The sequence below is a fragment of the Polaribacter sp. 2305UL8-11 genome (assembly GCF_058147165.1).
The window spans coordinates 90493-116225 of record NZ_JBYVJW010000010.1 but is presented as its reverse complement, the minus strand read 5'-3'; the positions used below and the strand labels follow the sequence as shown (position 1 = coordinate 116225).

General features: G+C 28.9%; 15 protein-coding genes. 3 read left to right on the top strand and 12 right to left on the bottom strand.

The genetic code is table 11. The annotated features are described in order from the left end of the window. Positions 1 to 6: 6 nt before the first annotated feature. A complete protein-coding gene (locus ACY2RW_RS10645; RefSeq protein ID WP_490122710.1) occupies positions 7 to 5874 on the bottom strand; it encodes a DUF8693 domain-containing protein in 5868 nt (1955 codons plus the stop codon). A gap of 221 nt (positions 5875 to 6095) precedes the next feature. Here ACY2RW_RS10645 and ACY2RW_RS10640 point away from each other — a divergent pair, with 221 nt between their 5' ends. Continuing rightward, a complete protein-coding gene (locus tag ACY2RW_RS10640) occupies positions 6096 to 6746 on the top strand; it encodes a peptidoglycan-binding domain-containing protein (protein WP_490122709.1) in 651 nt (216 codons plus the stop codon). Here the strand turns inward: ACY2RW_RS10640 and ACY2RW_RS10635 are convergent. Genes ACY2RW_RS10635 through ACY2RW_RS10610 form a run of 6 tightly spaced genes read right to left on the bottom strand, consistent with a single transcriptional unit; the run spans position 6739 to position 15905 of the window. Beyond that, positions 6739 to 9693, bottom strand: a complete 2955-nt coding sequence (locus ACY2RW_RS10635; protein ID WP_490122708.1) for a DUF6493 family protein — start codon at positions 9691 to 9693, stop codon at positions 6739 to 6741. The genes ACY2RW_RS10640 and ACY2RW_RS10635 overlap by 8 nt on opposite strands. Then, positions 9686 to 11032, bottom strand: a complete 1347-nt coding sequence (locus ACY2RW_RS10630) for an SWIM zinc finger family protein (RefSeq protein WP_490122707.1) — start codon at positions 11030 to 11032, stop codon at positions 9686 to 9688. The genes ACY2RW_RS10635 and ACY2RW_RS10630 overlap by 8 nt, the downstream gene beginning before the upstream one ends. 20 nt (positions 11033 to 11052) lie before the next feature. Then, on the bottom strand, positions 11053 to 12708 hold the full coding sequence (locus tag ACY2RW_RS10625) for a hypothetical protein (protein WP_490122706.1): 1656 nt from the start codon (positions 12706 to 12708) through the stop codon (positions 11053 to 11055). Between the two features lie 17 nt (positions 12709 to 12725). After that, positions 12726 to 13886, bottom strand: a complete 1161-nt coding sequence (locus ACY2RW_RS10620) for an ABC transporter ATP-binding protein (protein ID WP_490122705.1) — start codon at positions 13884 to 13886, stop codon at positions 12726 to 12728. Between the two features lie 47 nt (positions 13887 to 13933). Then, entirely contained in the window at positions 13934 to 14518 is a 585-nt protein-coding gene (locus tag ACY2RW_RS10615; RefSeq protein ID WP_490122704.1) for a hypothetical protein, read from the bottom strand. Continuing rightward, positions 14454 to 15905: an RtcB family protein gene (locus ACY2RW_RS10610; protein ID WP_490122703.1), complete on the bottom strand. Its 1452-nt coding sequence runs from the start codon at positions 15903 to 15905 to the stop codon at positions 14454 to 14456. Before ACY2RW_RS10610 ends, ACY2RW_RS10615 begins: the two co-directional genes overlap by 65 nt. Positions 15906 to 16157: 252 nt before the next feature. Here ACY2RW_RS10610 and ACY2RW_RS10605 point away from each other — a divergent pair, with 252 nt between their 5' ends. Further along, complete coding sequence (locus ACY2RW_RS10605) at positions 16158 to 17156, top strand: helix-turn-helix transcriptional regulator (RefSeq protein ID WP_490122702.1); 999 nt, start codon at positions 16158 to 16160, stop codon at positions 17154 to 17156. 24 nt (positions 17157 to 17180) lie between these two features. After that, the gene (locus ACY2RW_RS10600) at positions 17181 to 17801 is read left to right on the top strand and encodes a metallophosphatase domain-containing protein (RefSeq protein ID WP_490122701.1); all 621 of its coding nucleotides are present in this window, start codon (positions 17181 to 17183) and stop codon (positions 17799 to 17801) included. Between the two features lie 105 nt (positions 17802 to 17906). Here ACY2RW_RS10600 and ACY2RW_RS10595 read toward each other — a convergent pair whose 3' ends face one another. The 5 genes from ACY2RW_RS10595 to ACY2RW_RS10575 form a co-directional block, all read right to left on the bottom strand. Continuing rightward, entirely contained in the window at positions 17907 to 19010 is a 1104-nt protein-coding gene (locus tag ACY2RW_RS10595; RefSeq protein WP_490122700.1) for a slipin family protein, read from the bottom strand. A gap of 1089 nt (positions 19011 to 20099) precedes the next feature. After that, entirely contained in the window at positions 20100 to 20456 is a 357-nt protein-coding gene (locus ACY2RW_RS10590) for a tetratricopeptide repeat protein (protein WP_490122699.1), read from the bottom strand. 201 nt (positions 20457 to 20657) lie between these two features. Next, positions 20658 to 21353, bottom strand: coding sequence for a peptide chain release factor H (prfH, locus tag ACY2RW_RS10585; RefSeq protein WP_490122743.1), 696 nt, complete (start codon positions 21351 to 21353; stop codon positions 20658 to 20660). A 415-nt stretch (positions 21354 to 21768) separates the two neighbouring features. Next, positions 21769 to 23160, bottom strand: coding sequence for an RtcB family protein (locus ACY2RW_RS10580; RefSeq protein ID WP_490122698.1), 1392 nt, complete (start codon positions 23158 to 23160; stop codon positions 21769 to 21771). Between the two features lie 801 nt (positions 23161 to 23961). Further along, entirely contained in the window at positions 23962 to 25524 is a 1563-nt protein-coding gene (locus ACY2RW_RS10575; RefSeq protein ID WP_490122697.1) for a T9SS type A sorting domain-containing protein, read from the bottom strand. Positions 25525 to 25733: the final 209 nt, after the last annotated feature.

Here is a 25733-nt window from a genome sequence, read left to right as displayed (position 1 = left end):
ACGTAGTTAATCTAAAATTATTTTCTTAGAATACTTTTTATTTTTAGTGTTGGAAAGCTTTACAATGTAAACTCCCCTACTTAAATTAGAAAGTTTAATGGTATTTTTTCCATTACCTGTAAATGTATTTTGGTAAACTAATTTACCTAAAGTGTTGTAAATTTTAAGTGAATTATTTTTTGAATAAACACCAAATATTTTTAAATCATTTTGTTTTGCAAAAATGCTAATATCTTTTGAATTAAAAATATCTGTACCTAAAGTTTTGAAAACATTTACGTGAATGTAAAATCGATTTTTACTTTCATTTTCACCTAAAGTAGTTGTATAAACATCTTCTAACTTTTCTAATTTGGTATACGTTTTACTCTCTCTATCCTCTAAAATCACATTTAATTTAGAAGGAATATTTAATGCTTCTATTTTAAAAGTAACCTCTGTATTTGTGCCTTTATGAACTCCTACAGGAATAATCATATTTTGATAATTAGAATTTGGTAAAGATTGTATTTTAAGCTTTTTATCTTCAGTACTTTTAACCAACTTTGTATACACTTCTAACTTATTAGCAGCACCCTCAAAAAGAGAGCTATCATAACCATTATCCCAGTCTGTTGTTGTACCCTCTATAAAGTAAATATCTGTTGATGATGAACTTACACCATCATTTACACTCATTTTAATTTCAAATCGTTCATTATTAGATTTATTAAAGACATCTGTTGTTTGATGACTCTGCATATCTTCTGTAAATTTAAATTGATGGTTACCATTTGCTTTTACAAAAAATGCTTGTCCTGGTGCTATGTATCTTTTTGTACTTGCATGGTTTAGGGTTTGGTATGCTCCATTTCCTAAATTTAATGATTGATCCCAAAACCAAATTGTAGTTTCTGCCAAATAATCATTATCTGCATCGTTCATTTTTAAAATATTAAATGTATTACTTGCTGTATTATTTGCAGGTATGTAAGATGGATAAGGGTTTCCAATTAAATTATATCCTCCAGCAGAATTAGTAATAGGCATTAACACATTTTCTGTTTCCATATCTCCTAAAAAAGAGATTTTTTCTGGACCTTTTAATTTTAGTGAATATCCTTTTCCGTTTGTTAAGTTTCCTGTCGAGTTTGCCTTGTAATAATTCCAACTAGAGGCGCTTTCATCATAACTAGCTAAACCAACGTTGTTTGTAGAGCCTGTAGCTAAATAGTGATTTTTTATCAACTCTGGAATACTTACATTCTTAACTGGAGATGAAACCAAATACCATTTATTTTTTGCACCTAACATTCTGCTATAAGAAACCTTACCTGTAACATTTTGTTTTGCTATTAAAGATGCTCCAGAATTAATTTTTATTACTCCTGTATTAGTAAGATTGCCATTTACTGTGAGTTTAGAGTTTTCTATTAAAACAAGATTTTTAACATTTACGTTTCCTGATGCTATTGGGTAATTTGTTAATCCTGCAGGTATTTCTGCATCTGTAGTACTTGTTGGCACACTATTTAAACTCCAGTTAGAAGCTGTATCCCAGTCTGTATTTGTAGTACCTGTCCAATAATTCTTAACAATTTTAATAGAATAATCTTCTACTTGTCCTGCACTTAAATTACAATTATAAAATTGATTGCTATAAGCAACTACACGCATTCTAAGATTGGTATTGTACTTTACATTTTTATCAGAAATATTAATATTAGCAGTAAAAGTATCACTATTTGGAGTGCCTTGTGCTGCAATTTCATTAAAATCGTCAAAATCACCATCATTATTATAATCTATAAAAATAATATAATTAAGGTTAAAACCTGGAGTGTAAGAATCTGTAACACTAATTGGATAGGTTTGATTTGCATTGACAGAAAAAACTACACTTGTATTATCTAAATAGGCACCACTATCTGAAGAATTGTTAGAAATTCCGTTAAAAGTAACATTACTTATTCTTCTAAACCATAAGTTTTCTGTAAGTGTAGGTGTGCAATATGTTTGCTGTGGCTCATTAAAATCTATATAATTGCTTATAATGGTTTTCCCTGCTTTTACAGCTCTTAGTCTAAATTGATTTACATTTGTAGAAGTAAGGTTGATGTTTTTAGATATATCAAAACTTTTATCTGTAGGATAAGAGCTTGGATCTACAGCTACTTTATTATCAAAATTACCTTCACCATACTCAAAATACAGTTCATCAAACAAGGTGTTTTCTGGATAAACCTTTCCTTTTAAAATCCAGTTATTACTGCCTAAATTATTTGCAAATACTGCACTAAGCATAGGCAATTTATAGGTGCTTAATTCAAAAGATTTTTTCTCTCCATAATAAGTTCCATATTGGTTTTGAACGTAAGGACGATAATAAAACTTAGTGTTATAATCTAAGTTATTTATTGTTTGTTGATAGTTGTGGTTATTATTAACCAAAGAAGATATTTTTACAACTTCTGAGTTTTCTAAAGTCAACTCTCCATCTAAAGAAGAATAGACAAACCCTGCATTTATTACATTGTAAGCTCCATTATAAGAGCCATGTAAAACAACGCTATTTTCTGATAATATGGTGTCTGAAGACGTAAAAGTAACTGATGGTTTTACAATTATTTTAAAATCTATAGTTTGTCTTATACTTGTATTTTGGCAAGAAGTTGGTGCACTAGAAGATTCTATCCCTGCAACTCTTACTAACAATGGCGTATTTAAAACTGCAGAGTTAGGTATAATAAAGTTAGCTGTAAAAGTTTCTACATTGCCATTTGTAGAAATAATTTCTTCGTTAGCATCATCAAAATCTCCATCATTATTATAATCTATCCATGCCTTACTATAAAAGTTGAACCCAGGAGTATAATTATCATCTGTAAAAAAAGTAACTGTTTCTCCTACTTTATGATAAAATGTTTTATTAGACTGTATGTAACTGTTAGATGAAGAAACATCGTAATTTTCTGTATTGAATTTTATATTATTAAAACCTTTATACCAAGGTAAATTACCATCATTATTTGGTGTACAATTTGCAGTAATTGCATTAGGTATTACTTCTATATAATGCTCTTTTATTCTTGTATTAGAACCGTTTGCATTTGTAGCTGTTAAAGAAACTTTATAAAAACCTGTAGTATTAAGAGTTACTTTGGGAGCTTCTTTATCTGCAATATCTATAATATTTGAGCCATTTTCTATTTTCCATTGTAAATTTGTAGCATTTAAAGATTGGCTTAACAACTGCACTTCATCACCAGTATTTATATTACTTTTACTATTGCCATGTATAGAAAAATCTGCAATTGGTTTTTTACTGGTTTTATTTAAAACAGATTTTAAACTAGAAGCCCAAACACCTCTACCATATTTAGAAACGTATAATCTATCATCTCCATCAGGAAAATAAGCTATCCTCATATCTGAAAGATTTTGTAGTGGTAAACCTCTATTAAATTCTTGCCATTCGTCTAAAGTTTCGTCAATATAATATACTGTAAGTTCAGCCATTACGTATATTCCTTCTGATGTATTCCTATCTACTAATACAACTAATGGGTTACTTGTTGGTATATTACCTCTTTTACTCCAAGAAATTCCTTTATCTTTAGATATAAAAACACCAAAGTTTGTAGCAACTACAATTAAATTTTCATTAAATTGATGGGTAGCAATTCTGTAATGACCAGCAGAAGGAGCGTTAGATAATTGTAGCCAATTAGGTGTATTGTTTGATAAATTTTCTGTAAAAAATAGTTTACCTCCATTTGCATCACCAAAAAATGCTAAATCTTTATTGGCTCTAGATTGCTCGAAAGTACCAGGTCTAATTTGGGTTACTCCTACTGATGCAAATGAGATGGTTTGCCAGTTTTTATGAACGGGTTCCCAATTATGACCTCCTGCATTTGCCAAATTTTCTCCTTTATAATTATTTAATAACCAAGCATCTACTCCTTCAGGAGATCTAACCAACCTAACATCTTCTGTATCTGTTGTTTTATTTTTAGATGTAAACCCATATAACCTGTTGGTATTAAAGTAATCTGGATTAATATTGTTGTAAACAGAAAATAAATCTGTGCCACCATCTAAATTAACATTAAGGTTTCCTGTAATAAATTTAGAGTCTTCTGTAGGTTTTATTCTTCCTCTGTAAACGTCTGCAGAGGCTACATGTGTATCTCTACCATTTCTTGTAAAAATTTGTCCAATGTCTTGACCTCCTGTAATAAAAACACCTTTATTAGAAAGGCTAACATCCATTTGGCTTCCTTCACTAACACATATATCTCCATTTTTGGGTACAACTTTAGATGCCATAAAGTTGTATTTACTTAAACCAGAAGCAGTAACTTGAGCTTCTGTAGGAAATAAATCTGTTTCTTTAATAGCCCACATACCTCCATCATTACACCAAAATATAGAGTCTTTTGCTCTATTAGTTGTAATAAATCTATTGTCTGCCCAATTGCTGCTTCCATAACTGGGCTTATAACTCCAAATAATACCTCCATCTTCAGAACCCCAAAATTTTTCTCTTAACGTAAGCATTTTATCAGGATCGTTTGGACTGACATAAAAATCGCTAATCCAAGTTGCATGCGAATATGGATTTACACTACCATAATAATCTGATGTTTCTGCTTTGTAACCATTCGCATTATTTTCGTAAGTTAGAGGCACAGCTCCATTTGGATACGAGTAAGTTGAATGTTTTACTTCTGTAAAACTAAAATAAGAACTTCCATCTGAAGGATTTGGTGTAAAATCTGATTTCCACAAACCTATAAATCTTGTGGGAGTATTGCTATCTTTTATACCGTAAGCAAATATTTTCTTTACTCCTGCACTTGTTCTGTGAATAGCTAAATAGAATTTATCTACTGTGGCTGGAGAGGTAATAATATCTTTTTCTATAAAATTGTCTCCTTTATCTGTAGAAAATTGTAGTTTGGGAGCAATATCTTGATTATCTTTTGCTACAACTATTAAATCCCAATTGTCAGTTACATCAATATCTGTATAACTACCAGCAATTTTCCTAGTCCAACTTGTACCAGAATTTGTAGATAGGTATAAACCTTCTGTTGTAGCTGCTAAAACTCTGCTAGCATCTGTTGGATCTGATTTAATTTCGTAAATATTTCCAGCCAAACCTGTGCTTCTATTCTCCCAAGAATTACCTGCATCAGAAGAATACCAAATAATACCATCTTCTGCAGCTCCAAGATAAAGAACGGACGTATTATGTTCACTTATTTCTATACACGAAGTATTATTTGTTGCAAAATAATCGGTTTCTGGTGTCCAATTTTTTCCATAATTTACAGTTTTCCAAAGTCCACCATTTCTAGAACAAGCATACATAATCGCTGGATTTGTTGGATGCATTTCTATATAATCTATAGCACCATTACCAGTTGCAGACCATTTTACTTCTGGGTTTCCAAAGGGGCCTACATTTTTCCATTCTCCTAAATTATCTTTGTTTGCTATTTGTTTAGATATTGATGTTAATGCAGTTTGATAATTGGTTATAGTCCTACTTTTTTCTGAAGCTCTTTTTGCTTTTCTAAACTTTTCTAATGCTTTGTATTTAAAAATTTCTGAAGTTAAAATTCCATCCGAACTTAAAGTAGATTTTACTCTTTTTTCTAATTTTTCGAAATGCTCAATTGTTTCGTGATCTAAATTATTATTAGATTTATAAGCTTTAAATGCTGCTACTACATCTGCAAATTTTATTTTTTCCTGAGCAAGCATTTCTTCCCAAACAGGAAATTCGTAAGCATTTTTATTTAAAAAAATAAGTTGTTTTTTTGATGATTCTTGACAAGAAATCATCAAGAATAAAAAAAATATTAGAGGTATATTTTTTTTCATTTTAAAGAAATTAGAGTTTTTATCAAAAGTAGTGTAAAAATTATTTTATTCAGGTGAAATTTAGACGAATTAAGTATACTCTTCGTTAAAAATAGGTCTACTAATCATCAAAAAACAAAAAGAATACATTTTTAAAAGAAAAAACGAAGCTTTTAATTCTCTTTTTTTGTTAAAAGAATTAATTACATTTGTGATACACACTTTTTACGAACCAAATTATTATGAAACAACTCATTATTTTATTGCTAGTTATTATAGCAGGAATTATTGGATATGGGCAGTATAGTAAATACAAAAGATATAACTCGCCAAATATTGATTATAAAACGGATGCAAAAATTGATGTGAATTACCATAATCAAGAAACTGTATTAAACTATAATAAAGCTATTCAAGAATTAAACAGTTTTGTAATGTTACAATGGACTGCGAATAATATTGATGTAAGAACTCCCGAAGATGATGATATTGAAACTAAAAATGCTGTAAAAAAATATGCTGATAAATTGGCAAACGTAAAATATTATGAGTCTATTTTAAAAAACGCCTGTGTTTTAAAAGAAAATGGGCTTTCTAACAAAGAAATAAAGTTTTTAGAAGAAACTGGAACTGATTTAAAGGCTTATAGACATTCTCAAGAAACCAAAAAAATTATAAGTATGTTTGATGATACTCAAAAATTATCTTACGGACAAACGAGTGCTTTGATTTTTGAAGTTCAGAAAAAATTAGTGAAAAATGGTTTTGATATTGAGGTAGATGGAATCTATAAAATAGCAACTAGAGCTGCTATTAAAGGTTTTGAAGAAAAAAACAACCTTTATGCAGATGGCTACTTAGATGCTTTAACTTTAGATGTTTTGTTTAAGTAGCTAAAATTATCTTTTTAGTTGTTGCGCTTAATGATTTAGTTTCACTCCAAGCTAACAACTTCTGTTTGGTTGTTTCTTGAAGTTTATAACTATTAAAATCTTTTTTTAGTTCCAGTAAAATATCAAGTAATTTTTTAGAATTTCTTAAAGGTTTGTCATTCATGTTTTTAATCATATAATCTAATAAAACTAATAAGCTTTCATTATGTTTTCTGGATATGTTGTATAAATTTAAAGTTAATAAATCTGTAAATCTTTTAAAAGGGGCATACTCATTAAATTGCAATTTACCCAGAACTTCACCAAATAAATTGTTTTGAAAATTATCTTCAGAAACTGCTTTTATCCAAATTTCACCTGCCAATTCTCTCGAAACTTTATCACTACATAAAAAACTGGTTCCTAAAAATAAATACACACTTTCTTGATAATCTTTTCTTACCCAAATATCATGTAATCCTTTTAAGATATTTATCATATTTTTCTTACTTGTTTCACTACTAAATGTAGATTCTTTTAGGTTATTTCTAACAATTTCATGTAGAAAAACTTCTGGATTGTTTGGCAATAAAAACAGAAACTTTATATCGTCATTTGGAGTTACAGTGGTTTCATAAGGTGCGCTTTTAAATTTTAAATAATTATAGATAGTAATAATTCTTTTACTTTTTTTAGGTGTAAAGATTTTTTTAAATTTTTCTAAAAATGATTTTGTGTTTTCCAACTTTATTTTAAAAAATCGTATTTCTTTCTTTTGAATTGTTTTATTAAAATGTTTGTTTTTCTGATAATCGTATTCTTTATAAGTAAAGTCTCGATAATTACAACTCCAATTATAAGACGCCAATTCTTTTTCTAAATTATAACCTGTTATCTCTTCAAAATAAACAATATCTTTTTTATCTTTTTTACAAATTACTGATTGCAACCAAATATCTTCTCTTAAAATAGTAGCTCCTTTTAGAGAGAGCATATTTAAAGAATATTTTAGAATCTCTTTAATTTCTATATTCTTAATTTCTTCAATTTTATTAGAAATACTTTCTTTAATTTCTTGATTGGGAATTCTTGTTAATGCTATTTGCAAATCATTCGCGTTTATTTTTACAGAAGAGTTTTCGTATGCTACAATTCTATCAATTAAAGTTGATGGGGAAATCCAACAGGGTAAATGAGTTGGAGTTGATAAAAAGTCTAAATTAAAATCTCCTATTATCATTTTTTTTGAAGAAATTAATAAAGAATGATGAATTTGATACACATTACTATGCACACCTTGATGCTCGATTTCTTTTAAATTTCCTTTAAAACTTTTAAAGAAATTCTCTTTTTTTAATTTCTGAATTTTATTTGCTTTATACTTTTTAAAGTTCTGTAATTCTTTTGGAAATTTTTTCATTAAAATTTCCGAAAAATCATTCAAATAGAAAGCCACCTCATATTCTAATTGACCTATTTGACTATTCCAATCACTAAAACTGAAGGTTAAATCTAAAGCTCTTTTAAAAATTGACTCTAATTTTGAAACATTTTCCGAGTTTAAAAGTAAATTTAATTTTGGAGCATTATTCAAAAATAAATCAATATGATAGGGTTCGTTATTATCTAAGATCTGACTTACAAAAAACAACAACTCATCGAAAGTTTCATAGACTTCTACCTTATTTTCTTCGGATAATAAATTTGTAATAATTGGTTCTTCTTCTATAAAATCCTCTTCACTTTCTTCTATTATAAAATCTTTTAAAATTTCTTTGGATGAGAAGAATAAAGATTTTGCATGTAAATTAATTTCCCCTTTTAATTGATCATTTTTTATATTTCCAAATTTCTGAATAATTTTAGAGGCTCTTAACTGAATTTTATCATCTGCGTTTAATAGTGCTTCTGTTGCTTTTAGACAGGTTTCCTTGGATAATTTTGTATTGTTTTTAGCAATTTTATCTAAAATCATCAATGCAGAATTTACTACAGACTTTGTTTCAGATGATAATAAAACACTACAATTATCAATATATGTTTTCTGTTTAAACTCTTTTAAAACAACTACTTTTTTAAAGAATTTTAAAACCGTGTTTACAACTTTAGAATGTGGCGAATTTAATGCAGAAAATAGTTCTTCTTGAAATTCTAAAACTTCTTTATTTGTAGGATTTAGTTTTATTAATAAATCGTAAAACCAACCAGACAAATTTTGATTAAATCCCTTTGTTGCTGTGTAAATTATTGTTTTTAAAAGTCGTTTTCTATCTAGTTTATTATCATCAGAAAGATTTATTAGAGTATCTATCCAAGCATCATTTCCTTTTTTATAGTTTATTAAATGAAGATAATTGTAATAATTATTTATTGTAGATTCTTCTTCGAAAAGCATCCAAATATGATCTTCTAAAGTCTCTGGATATTTTTCTAAAACTTCTGGAACATATATGTTAGTATATTTTCCATTGATAGTTTCATTTTTTACGATTGCATTGGGCAATTTAGTAACGACTAAAGTATTAGATGGTGTTATTAAGTCTTCTTTGTATAATAACATCATTTTACTATAATCTAAAGACCAAGAAGATTCTTCGTTTATTAATGCATTGTACCAATTTGGAACATACCAAGGTATAATTTCTTCCAAATATTCGTCACTTGTGGCAATTTTCACAGCATCCCAAAAAGATTTCTTAAAATCTGTTTTGTTGTAACAAACAAAACATACTTTTGTAATTAAATCTCTTTTTGTATCTGTATGTCTGTTTTTTGAAGTATAAGACAAACCCCATTTAGATTTTTTTTCAACAGAATACGTTTCAAAAATTTTTTCTTTAAATTTTTTAATAAAAGGCACAAGAACTTTTCTTTCTTTAAAAGATAATTTTTGTAAAAAAGGAATTATTTCTCTTTTCTTCTCTTTTAAAACAATTTCTTCCAATTCTTTTGTTAATAAATCAATCATTTTTAAGCTTTTTCTTAACGGCTAAAATATGTTTACAAGCACCTCTTTCTCCTTGGTTTTTACTAAACCAAGTGCAAGTACATTTTTGAGTTTCTCCTTTTAAAATAACGTAATGCAAAATTCCAGAACCTTCTACTTTTGCTTCAATTTCATTATCTATTTTGCTTGTAATTTCTACTTTATTCTCTAATAATAATTTTTCTGCTCCTTTTAATCTTGGATTTAAAGATAAAATTCTATCTAATTTAAAAGGTAATCTCCTGTAGAAAAATCCATTTTTAGAAAGGTCGTAACCTAATAAACCCATTGCAGATAATTTGGTTGCCAAATTATCTATTTTAGAAATATTTATACCTTCTTCAAAAGCCATTAAGGCTGTATTAAATTCTTGATTTGTGAATGAATAATTATCAAAAGCCTGAATTAGCGACTCTGGTAAATCTTCAATTAATGACTCTAATGCTGCTCCTTCACCTGAAAATCCACGCCAAAAGTCTCTTGAAACAGAAAACACAAAATTCAATTCATCAAAACACAAAATAAAGGTTACAGACTGCATATCTTTATGTGGATAAACCTTTAACTCCTTAATTAATGGGATTAAAGGTTGCAATAATTTAAGCCTATGAATACCTCCAATACAAACTGCAGCTTTAGATTTTAAAGGAGAAAATAAATATTTATTCCCTCTTTTAATTAAAAAATAATCGGTTTTAACTTTTCCTGAAGGAATTGTTTTAAATAATTGAATTGCTTGAATTTTGTTAATTGTCAATCCAAAATCTGATTCAGAAAAATAATGTTGAACTGTTGTTAAACCTTTTATCCATTTACTTGGCAAAGGCACTTTACGTTCTATAAAACTTTCTCCTTCTTTATGAAAACCTACTTCTTTTTGACCAACAGATAAAACTAAATCATCATTTTTTTTAATTTTTCCAAGTTCAGAAATTAGTGGTGTATTAAAATCTACATTTGTTGTTCCATTTTCTATAAACTCACCATCTTGTCCGTTTTCTAAAATATCTACTCTTGCATAAACACCAGCACAATGAGAAAAACCTTCGAACCGAATTTGATTATTACCAGCAGTAACAATTGGGTCTTTTAATAGTGCCATTTGAAATGGAGACAAGTTAAAACTCGATTGGACTACGTTAGAAAGTATAATTAAACATCTGGAAAGTTCATAAGGATTATTTAATTTCCCCCAATAAAAACATGGCGAATTTCCTTTTTCAACTTCATTAAATTTAGAAAGTAACAAATTATCATTACCGTCTTTGTTTTTAATTGTTGAAGCCGAATTGTATTTATAACTTAAAGATTCTACTGCCATTTTATTTAATTTACCTTAATTTACTCTGGTCTCGCTTTTAATTTTCTAATATAAATAGAATATACAAATACTGTTAAAAGCCAAATTAAAATTACTGTCCAGAAGCCATACGTATTAAACCATTTCTCGAAACCACTTACATAATCGTAATCTTTTGGAAATATTTTTTTGTAACTTAAATCTAAATATTTACTGTACGTAAATCCAGAAAAAAGGAAAAATAAGGGGAATGCAAAAATCCCCAAGGTCCAAATTATCTGAACAAATAATTTTCTCCAATATCTTACATAAGAAATTATACTTAAAATAATTATGATAAAGGAAATAAACATCATTATTAAAAATTCTCTATAATTTCTAATATTTTCACCTCCTAAAAAACTCTTGGAGCTGGACATTAACCAAACAATAACTACCAAAACAACCAAACTCGCAACAATACTTAATAAAATAGTTTTTATGTCCGTTGTTTTAAATATAAAAAGTAACACACTAAAAAACAGCGCTAAAGAGAGTAAAAAATTAAATATAATATTATTAAATTTTGGATGATAAGAAAAATAAATATTTGAAAAAAAGCTATCTAAATTACCAAAACTTAAATACAATGTTTTTGAGTATGGAATTTCATCAGAAAACCTACTGGTGTTATTAATATTTTCAAATTCATTATATCCTTCATTTATTGGGTTAGAAGTATTTATTAGCTCTTTTAATAGATAATTAGGTCGATTATTTATAAGTTGAAACCAATTATCTACAGTCAAGTTATGACTCAATTCATATTTATTAGCTAAAGAAATTCCTTTTTTTAAGTCTTCTTTTATTTTAAAATCATCTTGACTATCTAACCTATTTTTAAAATAAACTAACTGTTTTTTATAGTCTGCAGAATCTTGAGCAATTGTAAATTTTACAGCAGAATAATTGTATAGAGAAGGGTTTAAAAAAATCTTAAACTCGCTAATATCTTCTACCAATCTATATTTAAAATCGCTTTTAGAATAAGAATTTAAATATTCATTTTGTTTAAAATCTTCTTGCCAAAGTGCTTCATTAATCTTATAAAATTGAAATTTAGAATTATTAAATTCTATATATGGTTTTGTTTCATCTATATTATCTATTGATTTATTAAAATCGTTAGCAAGTTCTAGTGGAAATGGATTTGGGTACGCTTTTTTATCTATTTCGTATTCTGATTGATTTTGAATAAAAAATAAACTAATATTATTAAAAGCTTTAATATCATTATTTACCTCCTCCCAGCTATACAAAGATTTTATTTTAGTTTTTAACCCTTTTTTAAAAGAGAAATATTGTGTACAACTAATAAAAAATATTATAAAAATAAGGCTAAATTGTTTGAATAGCATTCCCTTTTTTAAAGCGTATAAATTCTTGAATGCGTTGTTTCTTAAATAGTAAATAATCCAAATTAATAAGATAAAAATAGAGATTAAAAAGTTATAGTAAACTGCTGAAGTTTCAAAAAAGAAACTTTCTAAACTACTAAACTCTTTTAGATCTTCTATAGAATTTGCTGAAAAATAACCAATAATAAAGAACAATAAATGGATAAAAAAATTTGCAACAAGCATCCAAACCAAACGTGTGTTCCAAATTAATGGATAATTTTCTAAAAGATATTTATTAATTTTATTGATGAAATTCATTTTGTATTTTTAGAAGATTAATAGACAAAAAAGCGTCTTGAAGATTTAGAAATATCTCTTATGTATTGCACATTAAAATTGTTGTTAGCAATAACAGCTAAACAATCATTAAAAGAAAAACCTTCTTTAAAATATAGGATGTAAACTCCGCCATTAAACTCTAATTTTTCTAACTGATTTTCGTTAAAAACGCTCTCAATTTCTTCTCTGGAGTTTTCTGTATCGATTTCTATAATTACATGCTGATTTTCTTTTCTTTCCAGATTCAAGTTTTCTGATGGTTTTCCGTTTCTTAAATAAATAACTTCGTCTGAAACCTTTTCAACTTCATACAATTGTTGCGAAGAAAACACCATTGCAATTGGGTTTACTGGCGATTTAGAAATCATTCTTAAATCTTCTAAAATAATTTGTTGTGCCAAAATATCTAAATTTGCCAAAGGTTCATCTAACAAAATAATTTCTGGTTTTCGAAGCATGGTTCTTGCCAACTCGAAACGCATTTTATAGCCTGAAGAAAGTTCGCTCCATTTTAAATCTTTGTATTTCCAAAGTCCAAATCTGGCAACCATCATTAAAACTAACAAATCGTTTTTATTTCCTTTTACTCCATGATGAATTAATGCAAATTTTAAGTTATCTAAAACACTTCCATACCAAACTGGTGTTCTTTGTGGTATGTAAACTAATTTGGATAAAACATCGTATTTGTCTTTATTTTCAGTAGAAAACGAATACGATAAATTTCCTGAAGATTGTTTTATCAAAGAAGCTAAAACAGTTAATAAAGTAGTTTTTCCATTTCCGTTTTCGCCAACCAAACCAAAAATATCTCCTTTTTTCAATTCTACGTTAACAGGCCCTAAAACAAATCTTCCTTTATTATAATTTTTAGTAATATTATCTGCTTTTAAAATCGTTTGTCCAAGTAGGTTTTTATTTTCAACTTTTACACTTTTTATTTCAGTCGCACATTTTTCAAACAAAGAAAGTAGCGAAGATTTGTCTTCGCTACTTTCTTTTTCATATATGGCTACAAAGTTTAAAACTTTAGAAAATATAATTTCTGAATCTGTATTTAAACCAGCGTCTAAAAGGATTCTGTAACCTAAAGAAAAATCGCCTCTTTTAAAATATAAAATGGCTTTTTCTATGAGTTCTTCTTGAGAATGTATCATGTTTTTGGAATTCTTGCAATTTTATTTAAAAGTAGTGAAATATATTTTTACTTCCAGAATTCATACCATTTTTTATGAGGATTTTTTTTAGTCATAAATTTATCTTTTATAGATAAAATTTCTTTCTCTTCTTCAAAACCATCAACTAAAAAAACTACTTTCTCATTTAAAGTTGATAACCTATTAAATTCAGAACAAACTAAAGAACATATTTTTTTCAAATTCAGAACAACTTTAGATTTATTTTCATATCCAAATTCAACTAAATCTAATTCTACATTGATGTTATAAAATTCCCACATTAAGCTATATTCTTGGTCAAAATCAAATAAATCATAAATTTTACTAAAATAATAAAGTATAGTTTTAGTATTATTTTCATCTTTTATTTTTTCTGAATACGTTTTAACCTTGTAAACAATAAAAACTTCTTCAGAAATTTCTTTTTCAACAATTTCTAACAATGGCTTTTTAAAACTCTCTAATCTAAAATTGATATTTACCAAATCAAAAAGCAATTTGTTTTTAATTAAATCTTCAGTTTTTACTTTCTCATAAAGCATCATCTCAAAATCTTCTTTTGAGATGATGTCTAATAAAAGTTCTATTGCTTTTTCTTTGACTTCTTCCATTATTTCCATTCCTTTTATCTTGTCTCCTCCTATTTTTCCAAGGAGCATTTTTCTGCCAGTTTCCAGCCATAATACAACCATAAGGCATCACTTCATCAATTACAGTTCCTAAACCAAATTCTTCCATTTGGTTTCTTACAGTTTCTGCATTTTTATATGCAGATGGTAATTCTGTAATATCAATTTCATTCGAAAAAAAACGAATATCTAAATCTTTGGTTTCTTGTTCAAAAATTTCTTCGTTTGTGCCTGTTTTACTTTTTCTATGTTGTGTTCTACTTACATTTCTTCCTGCTCCATGAGGTGCAAAACCTAAATTACTTTTGGTTGTTTTTCCTTCTACAATTAAAACAGGTTCTGCCATATTTAAAGGAATTAATCTTGGCCCAGTAATATCTGGCATAAACTTCGCATCTAAAGGAGTTGCTCCTTTTGCGTGGTAAAACAAATCTCCGTCTTTAAAAACAAAATTATGCTCATTCCAAAATCTATTTTCTTTTTCGATTCCTAATTTCTCTAAAGTAGCATCGTGCAAAACTTCGTGATTTAACTTTGTCCATTTTCTAATAATCTGTAAAGCTTCCCAATACGCTTTTCCTTCTTCTGTTTCATAAGGAATCCACGCATTTTGTTTTAAAGTTTCTGGCGACAATTCTTTTCGAAATTTTTCTGCAACATGCATTCCTCTACTATATAAATTTGCTCCAAAACCTCTACTTCCATGATGTGTAATTAACATCGTATTTCCTGTATTTTTAGATTTCCCCACAAACAAAAAGTGATTTCCATCTCCTTGTGTCCCTAAATGACTTCTGGCTGCAGAAATACATTTTTGATTGTTCAAAAACGGATTTCTTTCAATTTCTGCTAATAAATCCATAGGAAACCTAAACTGCGTATTTCTATCTCTTCCTCCAGGACCAAAATGCGTTACTGAATGTGCTGCATCTAAAACATCTTTTGGATCTACTTTTCCGAAATCTGTTAATAGTACAGAACAACAAATATCTGCACTGTGCATTCCTGGGTGAATAGCATTTTTTGCAACCACAATTCCGCCCACAGGAATTGTTCCTTCTGATCCTGTTGGACAAGCATCTGGCATAATTGCACCATTTACAATTGTTGGAGTTTTCATTAAAGTTTTCATAGAAGTTACTACAGAATTCACATTAATTTCTTCCAATTCGTTTTCTGCTTTTATATTGATAATCAATTCAGCAGGATTTTCTAATAAACCGATTGTTGGAGCTGGTTTAAATTGCTCTAAATAAGCTAACATTTCCGCTTCTGTTAATTCGTTTGCATTGATGTATTCTATAGCTTCTGGAAACCAATTTCCTGGTTTAAAACCTAATTCGATAATTTCTTTTCCTGATATATTCATTTTATTTTCCATTTTTTTCTTTGTTGTGCTCCACAAACTCCTTGTTTTGTGGAGCGATTACTAATATAAGAATTCTCTATTCTTACAATTCCACTACAAACATCTTACAGAGTTGCGCAATGTTTTTGCGTAGTTGGAATTAATTGTTATTTTTATTAAAAATTTTACAATTAAATTGTTCTCGATACAATTTCGCAAAAAAAAGCGAAATCACTCGAACTGACAGTTTGTGAAGTATAAAAAAACCACAAAATGGCATCAAACAAAAACGCACTAATCAGATATAAAACCATTGATTATTGTTTAAGAAACAAATTCAAAAAATGGACTTTAGACGATTTAATTGAAGCCTGTTCTGATGCTTTGTACGAATATGAAGGCAAAGATGTAAATGTGAGTAAACGTACAATTCAGTTAGATATCCAGTTAATGCGAAGTGACAAATTGGGATATAATGCACCTATTGAGGTTTACAACAGACGTTTTTATAAATATTCTGATGAAGATTACAGCATTATGAATATTCCTGTAACAGATAATGACGTAAAGATTATGAATGATGCCATTCAATTATTACGTCAGTTTAAAGATTTTTCTTTATTTAAAGAAATGGATGGGGTTTTACAACGTTTGGAAGATTCTGTTTATTCATCACAAAAAGACAAAAAATCGATTATTCATTTAGATAAAAACGAACAATTAAAAGGATTGGAATTTATTGATCCTCTTTACAATGCTATTCAGCAGAAAAAAGTTTTAAAAATTAGATATCAATCTTTTAAAGCGCATAATGCAAGTGATATGATTGTTCATCCACAGTTATTAAAAGAATTTAATAATCGATGGTTTTTATTATGTTTGAATAAAAACAAATATTACACATTGGCTTTAGACAGAATTATAGACACTTCTTTAGAGGAGAATATAGATTATGTTGATAATAATGTTGATGGAGACATTTATTATAAAGACGTAATTGGAGCTACAGTTTCAAATTCAAGGCCTCAAAGAATTCAATTTTGGATAGAAAAAAAGAATGCACCTTATGTAATTACAAAACCTTTTCATAAATCTCAACGCATTATAAAACATACTGATGATGGAGTCATCTTTAACATTTTTGTTCAAATTAATTTTGAATTAGAACGTAAAATTCTTGGTTTTGGAGAGCTGATAGAAGTTTTAAAACCAGAAAAATTTCGAAATAGAATTTTAGGAAAATTGCATCAAGCAACTAGAAATTACAAATAAAAAAGTTCTAATTTTGGTTTTTATATGAAAATCGTTCTAATTTCTGACACACATAGTAACCACAACTTTAGAATTCCTGAGGGTGATGTTTTAATTCACGCTGGTGATGTTTCTGCAACAGGTAGAAAAACAGAAATTGATGCTTTTGTAAAATGGTTTCAATCGCAACCACACAAACACAAAATTTTTATTGCAGGAAATCACGATTTTTATTTTGAAGAAGCTGTAAAAAACAACGTTAAAATAAGCTATCCAAACCTTATTTACTTAAACGATTCTGGTTGTGAAATTAACGGAATTAAATTTTGGGGTTCTCCTATTCAGCCAACATTTTTTAATTGGGCATTTAATAGAAAAAGAGGACGTGAAATAAAAAAACATTGGGATTTGATTCCGAATAACACAGATATTTTAATCACTCATGGACCACCACACAAAATTTTAGATCTCACAAAAAACGAAGAATATGCTGGTTGTGAAGAACTAAGAAACAAGGTTTTAGAAATTAAACCAAAATTGCATGTTTTTGGGCATATTCATGAAGCGTATGGAAAAACAACCAGAAATAATACTGTTTTTGTAAATGCTTCTTTGTTAGACGAAAAATATCAAAATGTGAATGTTCCTATTGAAATTGAGTTATAGAATGTAACTCTATTCTAAAAATGTCAGTTCGAGCGCAGTCGAGAACTATTTATATTATTGGAAAATAAATAATCTTTAGACTGCGCTCAAGGAGACAAAACCCTTTTACTTATTCACAGCAAAAATTTCTTTTAACTGCTTTACCATATTACCATTTCCAGAGACAGTAATCTCGCCAATTTTATCGGCAATTTTCTCTACATACTCCATTTCTTTTAACTTAAATAACATTTCGTTATCTTCCATTAATTTAGCAGTATTTAATAAACTTCTAGTAGAAGCTGTTTCTTCTCTTCTGGTAATTACATTGGCTTGTGCTTGCTTTTGTGCAATTAAAACTTGATTCATAATTTCTTTCATATCTCCAGTTAAAATTACATCTCTCATTCCGCAATTCAATACTTTTACACCTAACTTGTCTGTACTTTTAGAAACTTCATCAAACACTGCATTTGCAATATTTTCTTTGTTTTCTAACAACTCATCCAATGTAAAACCGCCAATATAACTTCTTAAAGCCAATTGCATTAAAATGTATAGTTGCTTTTCGTAGTCTTTGTTGCCTAACAATGCTTTTTCAATATCAACTACTTTATATTGTGTATAAAAGTTAATTCTGATAGTAGCTTTGTCTTTGGTTAACAATTCTTGACCAGCAATTTCTAATTGCAACTGTCTCAAATCTGCTTTTGCAATTTTGATAGTTGTATCATTTTTCCAAAATCTATACGTTCCACCTGTTAAGGTTTTGGCATATACATCATCAACTAATAAAACTGCTTTTTCATAAGCTGCTACTTCAAACAATCTGATGTATTTTGCCACTTCATAATTATTGAACAAAGCTTTATCAAATTTTTCTGTAATGTAAATTTTACCAATATCAATTTTTGTAAATGTTCTGTCTACAAAACCTTTCCAATAGAAATATCTACCAGCAGTTAACACTCTTTTGAAATTCTTGTTTTCATATACAAAAACTAACTCGTTGTCTTTTACCTCAATAATTTCTAACATATCTGCTAAAACTGTATCTTTTAATAAAACTTCTTTGGCTACAACAGTAATTACAAATTCTTTTGTCAAATCAAATTCAATCACATTTTGGCTAAACCTTAACCAATACGTTCCTGCTGTAATTACTTTTTGGTAATCTCCATTTTTGAAAACCAAACCTACTTTTCCTGTGTTAATTCTTACTTTTTTCATAATTCACTTATTTAATTAACCTAAACTTTATTCTAGGTTTATTTATTTTTAATTCTATTTTTTTTATTTCTCAACTACGTTCGAAATGACAAACTCTGTGTCATTTTTAGTGAAACAGTGTGAAGTTGAAAAATATCACTTCTATTTATAAAACAATACGTTATTGCGCTCATCCACAAACGGAAATTTGTATTGAAAATTGAAGCCATAACTCGTTTTTAAAAATGGATTAACATCAAAATTGATATCAATTGATTTGTAAAAAGTCATTACTTTTTAAATTTTCTAATAGAAATTTCAAATACGTTTTTGAGTGCTCTTCAAGAGCTCACAACAACGTATTGTTTCTTTTTTTGGTCATCAGTTTTAAAAGATGATGAGCTTTAGTTAACTAAAACCAGCGAGAGACATAATCTCGAGTTAAAGACTGGATTCGAACCAGCACACCAAAAGGCTTACCTAATTAATAGATTAACAATCTATTGCATTTGACCACTCTGCCATATCCAATTAAAGTCGGATAGTGGGATTCGAACCCACGAATTTCTCTATTGCATTGCCACTTTGCTATCACATAAAAATGTGAGAAGGATTCGAACCTTCGTATATAGAGTTGCTATTATTTTTTGGCAAATAATAAAAAACCTTCAAGACCAGTTGTATATAAAAATCGAATACAAAAACTGCACGAAATTATACAATAGTGCTATACAGAAACACCCAACAAGACTTGCTTGATATTTTAAAAGCCCATTCTAACCTTCTCAAAGGGAAGGAGCTCAAACGTGCTACTCTTCTTTTATTAAAACCTCACTTTACGCCTCGTTAAAGTGAGGTGAACTTATTTTCTTTTTCTTAATAACTCTGCAAATATTTGACACAATTGCGCAATCTATTTGCGCAATAAAATTATTTTTTCTTTTTCTTCTTTTTTTTATCATTTTTAGATGGTTTTACTTTCTTTTTCTTTGGAATTTTCCCTTTAATTCTATCTTTTACTTCACTTACAGTAAACATAAAATCTTCATTATATGTATGGTTTTTTGCTAATTTTACATCAACTAAAGCTTCTTTATATTTTTTAAGTTTTTATTTTAAAACTGCATTTTTTAAATGTAAAACAGCTTTATCTGAACCTTTTACTGTTAATGCAAAATCAATAAAGTTTTCTGCTTCTTTATAGTCTTCGTTCCATAACAAGACTCTTATGTAAGGTTCATACACCTCAAAAGCATTGATGTTTTCTGCTAATGCTTTTTTAAAGTATACTATAGCTTCATCGTATTTATACAACTTTTCTGCATATACTTTACCTAACAATGTTAAAGCCATTGTGTTTTTATCGTCATAAGACAAGGCGTAATTCAAAGCTTCCATAACCTCATCTAGATCGTAAGGATAATTTTCTAATGCTTTAAACACGTAATTGTTTACTAATGTTCCCATTTTATTAAATTTTTATCCTGCAAGGTCTTTCTGACCTTGTAGGTTTAATTTTTTCAATACTTTATTTAATACCTACAAGGTTTTTAAAACCTTGCAGGACGTAATCAATATAATTTATTCCAATTGTTTTAGTTTGTCATTTCGACCTTGCAGAGAAATCTCAAAGACCTTTCGACTGTGCTCAAGGTGACATTTGATATTTTACTTCAATTGTTTTCTTAAATCATTTTTAAGTTGATTTCTTTTACTTTTAAATGATTTTTCTTTTTTTACTACTTTAAAATCAGTCCCTTTAAAAACTCTAATTGGGTTTCCTCTTTCTAAGGTTTGATGATTTTCCCACTGATTCTTGAGTTGTTCTTTTGATTGATCTATTGTAAATTCTTCTAATTTTTCTTGTAACCTTTTTATAGCTATTTTTTTATTCTGATGTTGAGATCTGCTGTCCATAACCAAAACTTGAATTCCTGTTTTTAGATCTTTTGCTCTAATTGCAGAACTTACTTTATTTACGTGTTGACCTCCTGCTCCAGAACTTCTTATGGCTTGAAATTGAATTTCCTTATCTTTTATTCTTGCAAAAGCAGGAATCTCATCAACCTCAAAACAACCTATAAACCAGTTTTTACGTTTGTGAAACTTTCTAAATGTTGAAGTTCCAATCCATTGAATAGTACCCAACCAATTTGCTGTAAAATCAGCAAGATTATTTCCTTTTAATTGAATACTTACAGATTGTATGGTGCCATTTTCTATTCCTGTTTCTCTGTTGAGAATTGTATAATCAATCTTATTGCTTATCAATTCTAACAAGAATATTCTTAACACTTTTGCTACCACGTATTCACATTCTGCTGGTCCTTTTCCTGCTGATATTTGTATTGTTTTGTAGCCCATCCTAACCTTCCCAAAGGGAAGGAACTCAGACTGATTATCTTTTATATTTTTTGCTTTCATTTTTTCATTTTTTTTATCATTTCGAGTTTATGGAGAAATCTCATAATCTTTTAAAAGAGATTTTTCGACTTCACTACGTTTTGCTAAAAATGACACACTCTTTAGTTTTTTAATTTACTTTTAGCTCTTTGCACTTTGCTATTCGCTAGCAAAAAAGTGCGTTAGGGATTGAAACGACATCCTTTTTTTATTGCTTATTAATTAGCGTCATTGCGAATGAAATGAAGCAATCTGTTTCTAAATTGAGATTGCCACAGTTTACTTGAGGTAAACTTCGCAATGACACTAAAAAAAGATATAGTGTAAAGCCCGACCTTGGTCCTGAATGCTTTCAGGATAAAGGAACGCCCAAATACTATTTATCCATTCTTATAATTTTTGGTGTAAATGTGCCTAACACCTCTACCAATTCTTGTTGATTTGCCATCACTTTTTTAATGTCTTTATACGCCATTGGTGCTTCATCAATTCCACCTCCAATTAGTGTAACATCGTTCATTTTTAACTGATGTTTGATATCACTTTTGGTGAACTTTTCTTTACACTTTCTGCGAGAATGTTTTCTACCTGCTCCATGTGAAGCTGATTGCAAACTCGCCGAATTTCCCAAACCACGAACGATAAAACCTAGTGCTGTCATAGAGCCTGGAATGATACCCAACTCGTTTTTTTTTGCTGGTGTTGCTCCTTTTCTATGTACAATGCATTCTTTACCATTTACGGTTTCTTTCCAAGCAAAATTGTGATGATTCTCAATTTTTGCTACAGGTTTTGAACCAATTAACTTTGCAATTCTTGAGTGAATATCATCATGACAAGCCTTGGCATAATCTCCTGCTAAATTCATTGCTTGCCAATATTCTTGTCCATCATGCGTATTTAAATCTAACCAAGCCAAATGCTGCACATTTTTTGGTAAATGGCATTGTTTTGTTGCCAAATACGTGTAATGTTTTGCAATATTTGCACCCAAACCTCGTGAACCACTGTGTGATAAAACACCTATATACTCGCCAATTTCTAATCCAAATTCATTGTTGTTTTCTGTGATTGCAACTGTACCAAACTCTACAAAATGATTGCCACTTCCTGAAGTTCCTAATTGTTTATACGCTTTGTCTTTTAAGCGTTTTATCAACGGAATTTCTGAAAACTCATCTCTATAAAATATTTCGTGATCATGTTTTTTAGCATGCGTTTCTCGCATTCCGAATTTTGTGTGATCTTTTAAAATATTTTCAAATTGATGTTGTTTCCCTTTCAAAAATGAAACTGGAATTGGATACACTGTTAAACACATTCTGCAACCAATATCTACACCTACTCCATAAGGAATTATGGCATTATCTGTGGCTAAAACTCCGCCAATTGGCAAACCATAACCATAATGTGCGTCTGCCATTAAAGCTCCTTGCACGGCTATTGGTAATTTTAAAGCATCGTACAATTGATACTTTGCTTGTTCGTCAATTTCATTTTCGCCATAAATAGAAAATGGAACTCTGGTTTTTTTCAATTGATGCATTTTTACTTCCACTGGTTTTACCAAACCTTCTGCAACTTTTCCCCAAATGGCATTTCCTTGAAACTTTTCTGGAGCTAATAAAACTTCTTTGGCTTCTTCTAAAATGCGCTCTTTGGCTTCTCTTTTTCTGTATCTATTGATTTGCCCTAAAGCAATATTGATACTATTGTTCTTTGGAAAGCCTAATTTGATTAGGTCTTTTCCTTTTAATTTATTTCCCATAATTTTAATTTTGAGATGTTTTGTTTTAGGATGTCAACTTTTAAGTTGATTCCAATTCTTAAAATTTTAATTCGGAAAGTTCTTTAGGAAATTAAATCATAAAAAAGTCCGAAATTTTACAACTTCGGACTTTTCATATATAATAGATAAATTGCTATTTATATTTGTGAAAGTCGCGAAGTAAACAAGAAACAAAACCTAGTTCTGTTTGTATGTTTTTGTTTAATGGATAATTGAACATTGTACTTCGTATTTTATTTGAAAGACCTTTCGACTTCGCTCAAGGTGACATTTCAATATTAATATTATTTGTTGCTTTTACATTGTCAAGCTCTGTACTTGATTGCGATGCAAACCTAAAACGTATTTTTGAATTACACAAATAAAATTTTAATTTATTTTATTGATAATCAGTTATTTAAGTTGATTTTAGACAGTAGATTTCCTATCTGCTTTTTAGCAGATGCTGAGTTTAGAAGTAACTCTTTGGCTTTGTGATATGTAACTAAAATCTACATTTGGTATTATCATCTATAATTTTTTATAAAAAAAGCGTCCAAAAAATGAATTTTGGACGCTTTTTCTATTTTATTTATAGTTTTTAATCTAGAATACAGACTGGATTAGTCGCAAAAAGCGTCCGTTTTTATGTAGTTTATATATATTCATCAATTAAAAATTTAATTATTTTTATTATTTTAAGTTGCAAATATGCAAAAAACTTTGGTATTTAAAAAACGCCCAAGAAATGAATCTTGAGCGTTAATAATAAAATAAGAGTAATATCCCCCAATATTAACCTTATTGTTTTATAAATTTAGCTGTACCTGTTTTACCTGCAGATTCATATTTTACTAAGTAAATTCCAGAACTTAAGTCAGAAATATCTAAAGTTTTATTTGCACTATTAATTGCAAAAGATTTTACTTTTCTACCTAATACATTAAATACATCTGCTTTAGAAATTGTTTCTTTTGCAGAAATAGTTAACTGGTTATTAGCTGGGTTTGGATACATTGCAAAACCTAATATTTTATTATTGTCTACACTTGCTGTTGCTGCTCTGTACATGTAAATATTATCTACATAAATAGTACTTGGAGCTCCAGCAGAATTAGTATAAATTATAAGTATTTGTTTAATCTTATCTCTAGCATCTGCTCCTAATTCCAAATCTAAAGAAATCCATTTTTGTGCATCACTTGCAGCAGGAACAACTTCTTTAATTATTGCATTAATTTCTTTTGTATCATCGTGATTTGATAACTTAACCTTTAAAACCTGACCAGGAACATAATCTCCTGCTATCCAAAAATCTGCATGTACATGAGTCATGTTTGTAGCATTAACAAAACCAGCAGTGTTACCAATATCAAAACCTATAAAATCTCCTGTACCATTAGTGATTTTTAAAACATTATTACTTGCATAAGAAGCCTCTACAGCATCAGCTCCATTATCCCATGCTACTCCATTAAGTCCTGTTGCAGTTCCATATGATTCTCCGTATACAGAGATAACATCTGCTGCATTTCTTGTTGGTGGAGTTGTTGGAGCATCACTTGGTGCTATTTCTAATTTAAATGATACTTTGTAGGTTTTAGTTACATTACTGTTTCCAGAAGTAACCTTAATTGTTGTATCTCCAGGTATAGAGCTTGCAGCTGTTATTACTGTTGTTGCCACACCTTGGGTTGTAGTTGCTGTTACAGTTGGCACAGTTGTTGTTCCTGATGAAACAAAATACTCATAGTTTTCTACAGTTGTTGAAAAACCAGTTATTGTTGTTCCGTCTACTTTTAAGTCACTTAAAGTCGCATCATCTGCAGGATCGTTAGCAACTTTTTTAGCTTTTACATTGTCTACGTAAAAAGTAAAATCTGTTGGAGTATTCCAACCAGAATCATCACTTTTTCTATTTGGGAAAAATGCTAACAAATTATATGATCCATTAGCAGTTCCTGTATTATCTGCACCAGTATTAAAAGTAAATGTAATAGTTTCCCAACCAGAACCTGTATGTTGTTCTATATCTGCAGAAGCAGTTACACCTGCTCCTTCAGCTTTACCCATAATGGTAAAAGCGGTGTTAGAAAAAATATCTACAGATGCTGTTTTGTCTGTAGTAAAATCCATATCTGCAGTTGGAAGTGTAAATTTTCCACCTTGCCAAACTTGACCTCCAGCTGTAGCTACTAATTTTAAAGACTTACCATTTGAACCACTTGGTGCTGCTTCTACTGAAGTAGTTAAGCCTCCAAAACCTTCTACAGGTGTAGTACCTTCAAAATCTTCAATAAGCACTTGTTGTGCAAATCCAATTGAAGTTATTAATAATGCAAATAATAAAGTAATTTTTTTCATAATTTATGTATTTTAAATTGTTCTATACAATATTACCTATAATGTGTTTAATTTTAACTTTTAACACCTCAACAAAAAACATACAAGGCTCAAAAAAAGAGTTTTTGAAAATAAATTTTCAAAAAAACCAGTGATAGCTTACAATTTTATTGTTTTTTAAAATGTTAAAGTTTTAAATTCATTACTTAATTTTATGTTATGTATTGGTA